At 59.3% G+C, this 13,100-nt stretch carries 13 protein-coding genes; 10 read left to right on the top strand and 3 right to left on the bottom strand.

Going from position 1 to position 13,100, the window contains the following annotated elements:
- The 3 genes from B2X55_RS08785 to B2X55_RS08775 all read left to right on the top strand — a co-directional run.
- Positions 1-845: RNA-guided endonuclease InsQ/TnpB family protein (locus tag B2X55_RS08785; protein WP_286821788.1), on the top strand; the 845-nt coding region annotated here is incomplete at its 5' end.
- On the top strand, positions 838-1,218 hold the full coding sequence (locus B2X55_RS08780) for an ACT domain-containing protein (protein ID WP_349678245.1): 381 nt from the start codon (positions 838-840) through the stop codon (positions 1,216-1,218). The genes B2X55_RS08785 and B2X55_RS08780, both read left to right, overlap by 8 nt.
- A gap of 33 nt (positions 1,219-1,251) precedes the next feature.
- Positions 1,252-2,004: a LysR family transcriptional regulator gene (locus B2X55_RS08775; RefSeq protein WP_286821786.1), complete on the top strand. Its 753-nt coding sequence runs from the start codon at positions 1,252-1,254 to the stop codon at positions 2,002-2,004.
- 57 nt (positions 2,005-2,061) lie between these two features.
- Here B2X55_RS08775 and B2X55_RS08770 read toward each other — a convergent pair whose 3' ends face one another.
- Entirely contained in the window at positions 2,062-3,315 is a 1,254-nt protein-coding gene (locus tag B2X55_RS08770) for an RNA-guided endonuclease InsQ/TnpB family protein (protein ID WP_286821785.1), read from the bottom strand.
- The gene (locus B2X55_RS08765; RefSeq protein ID WP_286821784.1) at positions 3,287-3,904 is read right to left on the bottom strand and encodes an IS607 family transposase; all 618 of its coding nucleotides are present in this window, start codon (positions 3,902-3,904) and stop codon (positions 3,287-3,289) included. Before B2X55_RS08765 ends, B2X55_RS08770 begins: the two co-directional genes overlap by 29 nt.
- 63 nt (positions 3,905-3,967) lie before the next feature.
- Between B2X55_RS08765 and B2X55_RS08760 the strand changes: the two genes are divergently transcribed.
- The 5 genes from B2X55_RS08760 to B2X55_RS08740 all read left to right on the top strand — a co-directional run bounded on the left by B2X55_RS08760 (position 3,968) and on the right by B2X55_RS08740 (position 8,581).
- Entirely contained in the window at positions 3,968-4,222 is a 255-nt protein-coding gene (locus tag B2X55_RS08760; RefSeq protein ID WP_286821783.1) for a hypothetical protein, read from the top strand.
- A gap of 98 nt (positions 4,223-4,320) precedes the next feature.
- Positions 4,321-4,788: a pyridoxamine 5'-phosphate oxidase family protein gene (locus B2X55_RS08755; RefSeq protein ID WP_286821781.1), complete on the top strand. Its 468-nt coding sequence runs from the start codon at positions 4,321-4,323 to the stop codon at positions 4,786-4,788.
- Positions 4,789-5,042: 254 nt separating this feature from the next.
- Positions 5,043-6,263 carry a GspE/PulE family protein gene (locus B2X55_RS08750; protein ID WP_286821802.1) on the top strand — a complete coding sequence of 407 codons (1,221 nt, stop codon included), beginning with the start codon at positions 5,043-5,045 and terminating at the stop codon, positions 6,261-6,263.
- A complete protein-coding gene (locus B2X55_RS08745; RefSeq protein ID WP_286821780.1) occupies positions 6,256-7,305 on the top strand; it encodes a type IV pilus twitching motility protein PilT in 1,050 nt (349 codons plus the stop codon). The genes B2X55_RS08750 and B2X55_RS08745 overlap by 8 nt, the downstream gene beginning before the upstream one ends.
- 37 nt (positions 7,306-7,342) lie before the next feature.
- A complete protein-coding gene (locus B2X55_RS08740) occupies positions 7,343-8,581 on the top strand; it encodes a type II secretion system F family protein (protein ID WP_286821779.1) in 1,239 nt (412 codons plus the stop codon).
- Between the two features lie 3 nt (positions 8,582-8,584).
- On the opposite strand, the gene nadE is transcribed toward B2X55_RS08740, so the two are convergent.
- Entirely contained in the window at positions 8,585-10,474 is a 1,890-nt protein-coding gene (gene nadE, locus B2X55_RS08735; RefSeq protein WP_286821778.1) for an NAD(+) synthase, read from the bottom strand.
- Positions 10,475-10,712: 238 nt separating this feature from the next.
- On the opposite strand from nadE, the gene thrC reads away from it, so the two are divergent.
- Positions 10,713-12,215 carry a threonine synthase gene (gene thrC, locus B2X55_RS08730; RefSeq protein WP_286821777.1) on the top strand — a complete coding sequence of 501 codons (1,503 nt, stop codon included), beginning with the start codon at positions 10,713-10,715 and terminating at the stop codon, positions 12,213-12,215.
- A 286-nt stretch (positions 12,216-12,501) separates the two neighbouring features.
- Positions 12,502-13,100 (top strand): phosphoenolpyruvate carboxykinase (ATP) (locus tag B2X55_RS08725; RefSeq protein WP_286821776.1); only part of this gene is annotated, 599 nt, incomplete at its 3' end.

The following is a 13,100-nucleotide window of genomic DNA, read 5'->3' as shown; positions in this document are numbered from 1 at the left end:
TTCCAAGAGTCTTTCAAGGATTCACAGTAAAGGCCATCTTCTCTAGTCAGCCAGATGCTGTGTTCAAGCAGGCACGCATCATCCCGCATGGCGGGGGAATCGATCTGGAACTCGTCTATGAGATTCCAGAGGTCGAGGAGAAAGAGAACAATGGAAGATACGCCGCCATCGACATCGGCGTCGACAATCTCGCGGCACTGGCCTGGAACACAGGCGAGCGACCTGTCCTGCTCAAGGGGACGCCGCTCAAGTCGGTCAACCAGTACTACAACAAGCAGATGGCCAAGCGCAGAAGCATCTGTGAGCGGATGAATGGACGCCATTCATCGAAGCGAATCGCGCGGCTCACAGTGAAGCGGAACCGCAAGGTCGAGGATTACCTGCACAAAGCGAGTCGCAAGGTCATCGACTTGTGCGCGGGGCAGGACGTGTCGGTACTGGTCATCGGCAAGAACAAGGGCTGGAAACAGGAAGCGAATCTCGGCCGCAAGCTCAACCAGAGCTTTGTGCAGCTGCCTTTCGCCCGCTTCATCCAGATGCTCCAGTACAAGGCCGAGTCAATCGGCATGAAGGTTGTGCTGACGGAGGAGAGCTATACGAGTGGCACTTCCTTCTTGGATGACGAGGCACCGGTCAAAGCCTGCTATGACAAATCACGCCGGGTTCATCGCGGCCTGTTCTTGGCAAACAATGGCCAACGCATCAATGCCGATGTCAATGGTGCCTACCAGATCATGCGAAAAGTATTCCCGAATGTGAACGCAGACGGGATAGAGGGCGTAGCGTTGCGCCCAGCTGTAGTAACTCTTTCGATGAACGCTCGCCGCGGCTCCGGCTGTGCCTGATGCGAGAAAGAGTGAACAGCGAAATTTATTAAAAATACGAATATCATTATTTGGTGTTTATAATAAATATAACGTGGCCGCTGATTTTTACTTTGTCGGGAAGACGGATGAAGAAGTGTCGCTGGTGTGCAGGACAGAGGACACACCTGCAAAGACGGTAGAACGGGATGACGGGTGGAGAGGATTCCGCATTCAGGGCGTCCTTGACTTTTCGCTCATTGGCATCCTGTCGAAATTGTCCGGGATCCTTGCCAAACATGAGATCGGCATCTTTGCGATATCCACGTACAATACAGACTACATCTTGGTCAAAGAAGAAAACTTTGCGCGGGCATTGAGCGTCTTGGCTGCGGAAGGGTATCGCATCGTATAGGTTCCGGGTGCCAGGGAAATGGGGGATGAGCGCATGACGATCCAATCCTTGCGTTATATCGTTGCGGTGGCCGAGGCGGGGTCCATCACGGAGGCAGCGAAAAAGCTGCATATATCCCAGCCCAGCTTGTCGGCGGCTGTGAAGGAAGCAGAACGGGAAGTCGGATTCAATATATTCACGAGGAGCCGCAGCGGCATCGCTTTGACAAAAGAAGGCGTGGAATTTTTGGGCTATGCGAGACAGGTGATCCAGGAGATGCGCCTTCTGGAGGACCGGTTCATTTTGAATCAGCCGGAGAAGCAGCGCTTCTGTGTCTCGACGCAGCATTACACGTTCACGGCCAATGCCTTTGTGGAGATGGTCCAGGAGTTTGGGCGGGAGCGATTCGAGTTTATCCTCAATGAGACCCAGACCCATCAGATCTTGGAGGATGTGAAGAACCGCTTCTGCGATCTGGGCATCCTCTATCTGTGCGGCAGGAATGAAGCGTTCCTGCGGAAGACGATGGATGAGATGGGGCTGCGCTTCCAGGAACTGTTCACCGCCGCTCCGCATGCCTTTCTCCGGGCCGAGCATCCCCTGGCGGGGAGAGCGTCGGTTACGCTGAAAGACTTGCAGCCATATCCGCGCTTGAATTTCCTTCAGGGGAACTATGAGTCAGCCGATTTTTCAGAGGAAGCGTTCAGCACTGTGTTCGCAGAGAAGGAAATCCGTGTCAGCGATCGGGCGGCTATTGTCAACCTGATGATCGGGCTTGACGGATATACCACGTTATATTTATTATAAATAACAAATAATGATATTCGTATTTTTAATAAATTTCGCTGTTCACTCTTTCTCGCATCAGGCACAGCCGGAGCCGCGGCGAGCGCTCATCGAAAGAGTTACTACAGCTGGGCGCAACGCTACGCCCTCTATCCCGTCTGCGTTCACATTCGGGAATACTTTTCGCATGATCTGGTAGGCACCATTGACATCGGCATTGATGCGTTGGCCATCGTTTGCCAAGAACAGGCCGCGATGAACCCGGCGTGATTTGTCATAGCAGGCTTTGACCGGGGCCTCGCCATCCAAGAAAGAAGTGCCACTGGTGTAGCTCTCCTCAGTCAGCACAACCTTCATGCCGATTGACTCGGCTTTGTACTGCAGCATCTGGATGAAGCGGGCGAAAGGCAGCTGCACAAAACTCTGATTGAGCCTGCGGCTGAGGTTCGCTTCCTGTTTCCAGCCCTTGTTCTTGCCGATGACGAGCACCGATACATCCTGTTCCGCACACAAGTCGATGACCTTGCGGCTTGCCTTATGCAAGTAATCCTCAACCTTGCGATTCCGCTTCGCTGTGAGCCGCGCGATTCGCTTCGATGAATGGCGTCCATTCATCCGCTCACAGATGCTCCTGCGCTTGGCCATCTGCTTGTTGTAGTACTGGTTGACTGACTTGAGAGGCGTCCCCTTGAAAAGGACAGGGCGCTTACCTGTATTCCACGCCAGCGCCGCGAGATTGTCGACGCCAATGTCGATAGCGGCATATTTTCCATTGTCCGCTTTCTCTTCGACCTCGGGAATCTCATAGACGAGTTCTATGCAAATCTCTCCGCCATGCGGGATGATACGCGCCTGCTTGAATACAGCATCAGTCTGACTGACAAAGATAGCCTTTACCGTGAACCCTTGGAAGGTCCTGGGAAAACGGATGATTCCGTCCTTGAGCTTGCAGTTCTGGTTCGTCAGCACCAGCGGGAAATAGCCATCCTTCGGCTTGTACTTCGGCAGTTTAGGACGTCCCTTGTACTTCTCTGGATGGGCCTTCCAGTCCTTGATGGCTGCGAAGAACGATGTCCAGTTCTTGTCCAAAATACGAAGCGTCTGCTGTGCCGTCTGTGCAGTTGGCATCTCCCGATAGTCGGGGTAGTCTGCGTCACCCTTCAGCAAACGGTCGATTTCGCCATAGCGCAGCCATTTGCCATCTTCGAGGAACGCCTGACGGATCAGGAAGTTCCCATGATTGTAAAGGTTCTTGGAACGATGACAGAATTCGCGCAGCATGACATAGAACGGTGACGAGGGTTTAAGCCGGTGGTGTTCCACTCGTTTCATCATCCTCTATCGCCTCCTTGATCTTCCGCAGTCTTTTGCGATTGGAATACAACTTCATAGAGTAGCAATGCAAGAGGTTCACGATATCCTCGAAAACTTCTTGAGAGTCAAGTTCCTCGGAGCCCATCTCACTCATCACGACAATCTCACAATTGTACTTCTGGAACAGGTAGTAGAACAAGTCGTAGCCGACGCGCGACAATCTGTCCTTGTACGTCACGACCACGCGCTCGACACGACCGGCAAGGACATCGTCCAGCAGGTCGAAGAAGCCCTTTCTCTTCTCGAAGCTGATACCGCTGGCGATGTCTGAGAATACGCCATTGATGGTGTAGCCATTTGCAAAGCAGAACTGCTTGAGCAGCTGGATCTGGTTCTTGAGGTCAGGCTTCTGCTTTGGCGTAGAGACACGGGCATAGATGTAGGTCTTGCGGTTCACGTCTTTGTTGAGGAACTGGTAGACATCTTCCTCGTTGTAGTCGTAGTGGCCGTTCGGCATGACATGGACACGGATAATCCCTGTCTTGACATACTTCGTGAGCGTCGGCCTAGAAACCTGCAAGATGCGAAGAACGTCTTTAGCAAACATATGGAACTTACCTCCCTCTATAGATAATTATAACATATTTTAATATAATCATCTATATATTTTATGTCGTTAATTTTATATTTTTACTATATGTTCGGCATTACGGCGCTGACGGGATTTGTCACACCGTACAGCAAGGTGCTGTGGATCCTGATCGGAGTGGAATTCCTGATTGCAACCATCGGGACGATTGCCACGTTCACCTGGATTGGCGGCGGACTCCTGATCCAGGAATTCTATAGCCGCCATTACCGGATCATCAACATCGTGCTGGCATTGACCCTGCTGGAATGCATATGGAGCATGCTCTGCACGTGAAATCCGGATGGGATTGGACTGGGGGCGGATATGTGGTATGCTAGAGTTGTCAGATGGTGAGAACGATGCGAGAAAGGAAGATGACCATGTTTCGCAAGATGAGAAGATTCAAGCAGCAGCTTCCGGCGGAGGAGTGCGTGGCTATCCTGAAGCGGGAGAAGCGCGGGGTGCTTTCGGTGCTCGGGGATGATGGGTATCCCTATGGAGTGCCGCTCGACCATTACTACGATGAGGCAAGCGGCAAGCTCTACTTCCACTGCGCGAAGGCGGGGCACAAGCTCGATGCGATCCGCGCCTGCGACAAGGTGTCGTACTGCATCACGGGTGAGGGTCGTCATGAGGACGGCGTGGAGTGGTCGCTGACGTTCCGCAGCGTCATCGTCTTTGGCCGCATGCGCGTGCTGGAGGACGAGGAGGCTGCGCTGCGCCTGACGCGGCTGCTCGGCGAGAAGTTCACGCAGGATGCGGCGTACCTCGACAACGAGATTAAGCACGCTGGCCCGCGCATGCTCATGCTCGAATTGACGCCGGAGCACATCACAGGCAAGCGCGTCAACGAGTCGTGAGCTGTGATGATGTGATGCAGACACGCAGTCGGACTGACGGACGATGCGCGGCGGTTTGTGCTGCAATGGCATGATGTAACAGATGATACATAAGAATAAGGCGGTCTGCCAGATGGCGGGCCGCTTTTTTTGTGCGCGTGACTGGCTGGCAATTTCTCGTTCAGAAAATAAAGGATTTTCTCATATCTTGTAGAAGTAGTCATTGAGAATGGAATTGAGAATGACAAGGGGGGATTGCGGTGGAACGTCCGGAAATGATCTGGCAGGATCTCGTGCGGGAGTCGGTGCGGGAGGTGCGCTATGGGCTGCGGCCGGAGGAGCGGGGCGTCATCGAGCTTGTCGACTTCGTGCTCGGGCGGGCGGTGGCCATGCATGCGAGCGATGTGCATCTGGAGCCGCAGGAGATGCGAGTCCGGCTGCGCTTCCGCGTGGACGGTCTCCTGCGCGAGGTCATGGCGATGCCGGCGAATCTCGGCCCGGCGGTGATCTCGCGCCTCAAGGTCATGGCGGGAATGGACATCGCCGTGCACCAGCAGCCGCAGGACGGCCACATCCTGTTCCAGGCGAAGGGCCGGCGCATCGACATCCGCGTCTCGTCTCTGCCGGCAACGGCCGGCGAGGTCATCGTCATGCGCCTGATGGATGTCTCGGAGCAGCTGCTCTCGCTCGATGAGCTCGGCTTCTCGGAGGAGGACACGGCCTGCTTCCGGGCGCTCATCCACCGGCCGGCGGGCATGATCGTGCTCTGCGGGCCGATGAATTCGGGCAAGACGTCGTCGCTCTACGCGGCGCTGGCGGAGCTCAACACGGAGTCGCGCAATCTCGTGACGCTCGAGGACCCCATCGAGCGCGTGCTGCCGGGCGTCAATCAGGTGCAGATCCACCCGAAGGCGGGCATGACGTTCGTCGCGGGGCTGCGCGCTGTATTGCGCCAGGATGTCACGGGCATCCTGCTCGGGGAGATCCGCGACGAGGAGACGGCGGCGATGGCTGTGCGCATCGCGCTGACGGGCCACCTGCTGATGACGACGATCCACACGGAGGATGCCGTCGCAGCGCTCTACCGCATGCTCGAGATGGGCGTTGCGCCGTACCTGCTGGCGGCGACGCTCTCGGGCATCATCTCGCAGCGCCTCGTGCGCAGGCTCTGCCCCGACTGCCGCGAAATGTACCGCGCGGCGGGCGATTCGGAGGAGGCCGCGTTCTTTGGCGCGGGCGGCGAGGGACTCTTGCTCTACAGGAGCCGCGGCTGTGATGCGTGCCAGGGCACGGGCTACCGCGGCCGGACGGTGCTCGCGGAGATCCTCGTGCCGGGCGAAGCGGTGCGCGAGGGCATCCTGCAGAAGGTCCCGCGCCGTGAGATGGCCGAGCGTGCCCGGGCTTCTGGCATGCGCTCCCTGCTCGAGGACGGCCGGGCCAAGGCGGAGGCGGGCATCACCTCGTGGCAGGAGGTCAGGAGGGTGCTCTATGGCTGAAGCGAGGCATGCGCGCTGGTCTGCCATCCTGATGGAGGCTATCGAGGCGCGCGCCAGCGACATCTACCTGTCGGCGGGGCAGGATGCCTGGCTGCGCGTCGACGGCAGGCTGCAGAGGCTGGCGCAGGCGGGCGAAACGGTTGATGATGATTTCATGGAATCGCTGGCAGAGGCATTCCTGTCGCCCGGGCAGCTGGCAGAGCTGCGCCATGGCCACGCTGTCGATTTCTCGCTGGCGCACGCAGAGCGGCGGCTACGCGGCAATTTCTACCGCCAGCAGGCGCGCCTGGCGCTCGTCATGCGCGTGCTGCCGGAGCGCGTCCCGAGCCTGGCGGCCATCCATGCACCGGCGGCCCTGCAGGGGCTGCTGTCTGCGCGGCAGGGCCTCGTGCTCGTGACGGGGCGCACGGGCTCGGGCAAGACGACGACGCTGGCCGCGTTCCTGCAGGCCGTTAATGAGAGCCAAGCGGCGCACATCCTGACGCTTGAGGACCCCATCGAGTACGTCTTCGCGCCATCCCGATGCTTTATCAGCCAGCGCGAGCTCGGGCGCGATTTCCTCGCGTTCCCGGAGGCCCTGAGGAGTGCGCTGCGCGAGATGCCGTACATCCTGCTCGTCGGCGAGATACGCGACCGCGAGACGATGACGACGGCGCTCATGGCCGCGGAGACGGGCATGCTCGTGCTCGGCACGCTGCACACGCGCGGCGCAGCGGAGGCCGTGCGGCGCATCGAGGGCTTCTACCCGCAGGAGGAGCAGAGCATCGTGCGCGCACAGGTTGCCGATGTCTTCTGCGCCATCTTCGCGCAGGAGCTCCTGCCCGCGCGCAGGGGCGGCCGCGTGCCGCTCGTGGAGGTCCTGCTGCGCGAGCCGTCTGTCTGCAGCCTGATCCGCCAGGGCAAGTATAGCCAGATCGAGATGGCGATGATGACGCATCAGGCGCAGGGCATGCAGACGCGCCGCCAGGCCCTGCAGAAGCTCCTGCAGCAGGGCCTCATCGCGCGCGAGGTCTATGAGCGGGCGGCAGAGCGCCTTGGCTGATGCCGATGGCAGTATCCATTGAGAGAGAGGAGGCATTATGGGCGTATTCCAATACGAGGCGAGGAACCGCGCGGGCGAGTTCTTCGCGGGCACGGTCGAGGCGCGCGACGAGCGCGAGGCGGCGGGGCTTATCAGGCGGCGCGGCCTCTGGGTGGCCGCTCTTCATCTACAGTGCGAGGAAGCTGCGGGCGCGCCCGCAGTCTCCCGCTGGCGGCAGCAGCTCGCAGGGGCAGTCGCAAAGACGCCGCCTGCCAAGCTGCGCGTGCTCTTCCTGCGGCAGATGGCGGCGATGATGCAGGCGGGGATGCCTGTCCACCAGGCGCTGCAGGCGCTTGCAAAGTCAGACGCCGACCGCGCGTACCAGTCGCTGTTGCAGCAGCTGCTCGCGGGCATCCTGGCGGGGCGGCCGCTCCACGAGAGGATGGCCATGCACCCTGCTGTCTTTCCCGTTTCGCTCTGCGGCCTCGTGCGTGCGGGCGAGGAGAGCGGCTCGTTCTGCCAGATCTTCGCGCAGCTCGCGGACTTCGAGGAGCACCGCTACGAGGCACGCGAGGCGCTGAAGTCGGCGCTGCTCTATCCCGTCATTCTGCTCGTCGTCTCGCTCGTCGCGCTCGTGCTCATGGCCGTCTTTGTGCTGCCCGCCTTTGCCGTCATGCTGCAGGACCTGCAGGCGGAGCTGCCGTGGACGACGCGCTTCCTGCTCGCGCTGATGGACTTCGTGAGCGGCCACCTTGCCGCGCTGCTGATAGGCAGTGCGCTTGTCGCGCTGGCATCTATCGCCCTTGTGCGCGATATGAGGACTCGGACGGTCCTCGACGGCTGGCTCTTGAAGATGCCGATTCTCGGGCCCTTGCAGCGCGCTTCTGCCTGGCGCATCCTCCTGGAGCTCTTCGCCGTCATGCTGAAGAATGGCATCCCGCTGACGACGGCGCTGGCGATGGCCGCCGATGTGCCGGCAAACCGCCATATCGCGTGCGAGATGAAGGCGCTGCGCGCGCAGGTCGAGTCGGGCCAGCCCTTCGCTGCGAGCCTGCGCCAGCTGACCTCGTGCCCGCGCCTGCTCGTCGAGCTCCTGATGGCGGGCGAGATGACCGGCACGCTCGACGCCATGATGGAAAAAGCCGCGGCGTTTGCCGCGGCTGATGCCCGTCACCGCTCGGCAAGGGTCGAAGCCCTCGCCGAGCCGGTCATGATTTTTGTTGTCGGTGGCATGATCTTCTTCTTCGTGCTCTCCATCGTCCTGCCACTCCTGACGACGATGGATGCGCTCGTCTAGCGCTTACTCTGCCAGCAGCTCGGCTTTGAGCTCGCGGTAGCGGCGCGTGTAGTAGGCGCCGTTCTGCGCCTCGCGGTGGTCGAAGCCGTAGGCGCGGCGGCTGACGGCGAGGATCGGCGGGGCCTGGATGCGCTTGGCGATTGCCATGCCCGTGAAGAGGTTCCACCAGCGCTCGAGGTCGCTGATGAAGTCGGCGGCCGTCGGGAAGTACTTCTGGACGAGACCTTCCTCGCAGCCGAGGTTCTTCTCGACGGTGCCCGCCTTGTACCACTCGAGCACATCTTCTGGCGTCGCCTTCTGCCAGCGCTCGACGAAGGAGCGGAAGAGGTAGTCGTGGTACGGGTACTTGATGGGATCGCCCTTGCCCTCGTCGACGTTCTGGGCGGAGGAGAGCTCTGCCGACGGCACGATGTCGATGATGCCCTGCGGCACGACTTCGCGGCCGTAGACCACATCATTCATGTAGTGGGCGAGCGCGTAGACCTGGTACTTCCAGAGGTCGGCGAGCGCGGCGAGGAAGCCCGACTGGTCGCCGTAGAGCGTCGAGTAGCCGACCGTCGTCTCCGCTTTGTTGGCGTTGCAGGTGAAGCCTCCGCCGAAGGCCGCTGCAGCGCCGGCGAGCACGCGGGCGCTGCGGTCGCGCGCCTGGATGTTCTCGGCGACGAAGGAGGAGACCTTGAGGTGCATTTCGCTGCCCGTGCCGAGGTTGACCATCGGCGTCTCTTCGAGTTGCTTGATCGTGTGGTCGACCGACTCCTGGATCGGGATGATCATGTACTGGCAGCCGAGGTTGTTGGCGAGCTGCTGCGAGAGTCCCTTCGTCGTGGCGGAGTTGAAGACGCTCGGCATGTTGACGAGCAGCAGGTTCTCCGGGCCGACGACCTTCGCGTAGAGCGCGGCGGCGACGGCCGAGTCGATGCCGCCCGAGATGCCGATGACGATCTTCTTCATGTGGATGTTCTCGAGGAAACGGCGGATGCCGTAGTGGAGCGCGCGGTAGATGTGCGCGATGTCTTTTTCTTCGCTCTCCGGCTCGGCTGCCATGTCCTTCATCTCAGCGAGCGGCAGGACTGTGAGCGCCTCCTCGTACTCCGGCAGCGTGCGCACGACATCGCCCTTCTCGTTGTAGGCCGTGCTCGAGCCGTCGAAGGTGTAGACCGTCTTGCCGTTGTTCTGCAGGCCGATGCAGTTGACGTAGAAGAGCGGCACGCCAGCCTCTCTTGCCTGGCGGCCGAAGACGCGGTTGCGCTTGTCGTTCTTGCCGAGCGTGTACGGCGAGGCCGAGATGTTGACGTAGAAGTCGAGGTGTTCCTTTTCGAGGAGCTCGAACGGCGCAAACTCGTAGTCGTCGCTCCAGCCGTCCTCGCAGAGCAGGCAGCCCGCGCGGTAGCGCTGGCCGCGGATCTTGAGCGTGACGGGGGAGAGGAGCTTCGAGGGCGTCGTGCTGAGCTCGCGCGCGAGCTTCTGCAGGCTGAAGAAGTGGCGCGTGTCGTCGAACTCGCGGTAGTTCGGCATCAGCGTCTTGATCGTGTACGGGTACGGCATGTTGTCCGGCTGGACGAGTTCGCTGTCGCGCGCGATGAAGAAGGCGTTGTACTTGCGCACGCGGCCGTCGTTGTTCTTCTTCTGCCAGTCGATGGCGACGTTGCCGAACATGACCGTGATATCCTTCGAGGCCGCGATGATGTCGCGGCCGTAGCTCTCGCAGTCGCGCAGGAAGGCGCTCTGCTCCCAGGTGTCGCCGAGGAAGTAGCCCGGCACGGCCATCTCCGGGAAGATGACGACATCGGCGCCTTTTGCGCGCGCCTCCTCGATGAAGCGCAGGATCGTGGCGGTGTTCACGTCTGGATGGCCGGGGACGACCTCCATCTGAGCCATGGCAATTTTCAACAACTTCAACATCCTTTCCTGTTACAAAAAGAGAAAGAAAACATCCGATTATCAACTATAATGTAACGGCAACGTCATGGCCGTATCCCGGGTGCTGACATTTTGCAGATTTCTATAGGATTCCCGGGGATTCTATGGTATAATGACAGTTGTCTGGTTGCGCGGGGCGCTCTGCCCTTGCAGCCCGCTATCATTTTAGCATAGTTTGGTTCATTTATAAATGTAGAAAGAGGCGATTGTTTTGAAATACAGCAGCACCAGAGGAAATGCCGAGCAGCTCGACTCCGCGCAGGCCATCATCCGCGGCCTGGCAGCAGACGGCGGACTCTTCGTGCCGGATGCCATGCCGCAGGTCGACATGGCCTTCATCGAGGGGCTCAAGACCCTGTCTTATGAGGAGCGCGCCGAGAAAGTGCTCGGGCTCTTCCTGACGGACTACACGGCAGAGGAGCTTTCTGGCTGCGTCACGCGCGCCTATGGAAGCGGCCGCTTCGATACGGCAAAGCGCGCGCCCGTCAAGGCGGTGGGCGACAAGAGCGTCCTCGAGCTCTGGCACGGCCCGACAAGTGCCTTCAAGGACATGGCGCTGCAGCTCCTGCCGCAGCTCATGAGCACGGCGCTCAAGAAGACGGGCGAGAAGGATGAGGTGCTGATTCTCGTCGCGACCTCTGGTGACACGGGCAAGGCAGCGCTCGAGGGCTTCCGCGATGTGCCGCAGATTCGCATCATGGTCTTCTACCCGCAGGGCGGCGTCAGCCGCATCCAGCAGCTGCAGATGCTCACGCAGGAGGGAAAGAACGTCAACGTCACGGCCGTCACGGGCAACTTCGACGACGCGCAGAGCGGCGTCAAGAAGATCTTCGGCGACAAGGCGTTCAATGCGGCCCTGCACGAGAAGGGCATCCGCCTCTCGTCGGCCAACTCCATCAACTGGGGCCGTCTCGTGCCGCAGATCGTCTATTACTTCAGCGCCTACGCCGACCTCCTCTCTGCCGGCACGATCGAGTCGGGCGAGGCCATCGACTTCACCGTGCCGACGGGCAACTTCGGCGACATCCTCGCCGGCTTCTACGCCAAGTGCATGGGCCTGCCGGTTCACAAACTCATCTGCGCCTCGAACGCCAACAACGTCCTGACGGACTTCCTGCGCACGGGCGTCTACGACCGCCAGCGCGACTTCTTCAAGACGATCTCGCCGTCGATGGACATCCTGATCTCGAGCAACCTCGAGCGCCTGCTCTACCACATGGCGGAGGACAAGGCGAAGGTCGCCTCTTGGATGCAGCAGCTCCAGCAGGAGGGCCGCTACGACATCGGCAGCGAGCTGCTCGAAAAGATCCAGCAGACCTTCTGGGCCGACTGGACGTCGGACGAGGACACGGAAGCCTGCATTGCAAAGGTCTACCGCGAGCACCACTACGTCGCCGACCCGCACACGGCCGTCGCCTGGAGCGTCGCCGAGAAGTACCAGCAGGCGACGGGCGATACGCATCACATGGTCGTCGTCTCGACGGCCAGCCCCTACAAGTTCAACGGCAGCGTGCTCGACGCGCTCGGCGTCAAGACGCAGGGCGTCGATGAGTTCACCCTGCTCGACGAGCTGCAGGCGAAGAACAGCGACCCCATCCCCGAGGGCCTCGCGTCGCTCCGCCGCAAGGAAGTGCGCCACGACGGCGTCTGCGCGCCCGCCTCGATGGAGGAGGCTGTCATGGCCTTTGCCACCGCAGATTCTTTGAAAAAATAACGAAAACCATGAGAGAAACGACACGTATTTTCCGCGTTGTTTCTCTTATTTTTATGGAAGTAAATGGGAACAAGAAGAATAAATAAAACGTTAAAAAAAGTGCAAATAAATATTTGACATTTATGGATGAATAAGTTAATATAATACCTGTGATGAGGAGCTCACCGGAAAGTGAACAGCAGATCATCGAGGATGCAGACCATTGCATCGCGATTGTAAGGCTGCGTCGAGTGAGATGCCTCAGAGGTTTACCAGGACCAAAAATTATGAAAGAGGTTGAATGCAAATGGCAAACATCGATCTTAGTCAGTATGGTATCACGGGTACGACGGAAATCATCTACAATCCTTCCTACAAGACGCTGTTCGAGGAAGAGACGAAGGAAGGCCTGACGGGCTACGAGAAGGGCCAGGTTTCCGAACTCGGCGCTGTTGATGTCAAGACGGGCATCTTCACGGGCCGTTCGCCTAAAGATAAATTCATCGTTGACGACGAGACGTCGCACGACACGGTTTGGTGGGATTCTGAGGCTTATCACAACGATAACCACAAGGCATCCAAGGAAGCTTGGGCTGCTGTAAAGGATATCGCCAAGAAAGAGCTCTCCAACAAGCGCCTCTTCGTCGTCGATGGCTTCTGCGGTGCAAACAAGAACACGCGCATGGCTGTCCGCTTCATCGTTGAAGTTGCTTGGCAGGCACATTTCGTCCGCAACATGTTCATCAAACCGACCCCGGAAGAGGAAGCAAACTTCAAGCCGGACTTCGTTGTCTTCAACGCATCCAAGGCTAAAGTCGAGAACTACAAAGAGCTCGGCCTGCATTCCGACACGGCTGTCGTCTTCAACCTCACGGAGCGCCAGCAGGTCATCATCAACACCTGGTA

This window comes from Mitsuokella sp. UBA4253 (assembly GCF_002395285.1).
In the GTDB taxonomy this organism is placed as follows: domain Bacteria; phylum Bacillota; class Negativicutes; order Selenomonadales; family Selenomonadaceae; genus Mitsuokella; species Mitsuokella jalaludinii.
This window is presented reverse-complemented; position numbering and strand designations above follow the sequence as displayed.

Bases quoted from the DNA above. Each gene is read 5' to 3' on its own strand.
- B2X55_RS08775 (WP_286821786.1), top strand. From the start codon at position 1,252: ATGACGATCCAATCCTTGCGTTATATCGTTGCGGTGGCCGAGGCGGGG.
- B2X55_RS08770 (WP_286821785.1), bottom strand. From the start codon at position 3,315: ATGAAACGAGTGGAACACCACCGGCTTAAACCCTCGTCACCGTTCTAT.
- B2X55_RS08765 (WP_286821784.1), bottom strand. From the start codon at position 3,904: ATGTTTGCTAAAGACGTTCTTCGCATCTTGCAGGTTTCTAGGCCGACG.
- B2X55_RS08760 (WP_286821783.1), top strand. From the start codon at position 3,968: ATGTCGTTAATTTTATATTTTTACTATATGTTCGGCATTACGGCGCTG.
- B2X55_RS08755 (WP_286821781.1), top strand. From the start codon at position 4,321: ATGAGAAGATTCAAGCAGCAGCTTCCGGCGGAGGAGTGCGTGGCTATC.
- B2X55_RS08750 (WP_286821802.1), top strand. From the start codon at position 5,043: ATGATCTGGCAGGATCTCGTGCGGGAGTCGGTGCGGGAGGTGCGCTAT.
- B2X55_RS08745 (WP_286821780.1), top strand. From the start codon at position 6,256: ATGGCTGAAGCGAGGCATGCGCGCTGGTCTGCCATCCTGATGGAGGCT.
- B2X55_RS08740 (WP_286821779.1), top strand. From the start codon at position 7,343: ATGGGCGTATTCCAATACGAGGCGAGGAACCGCGCGGGCGAGTTCTTC.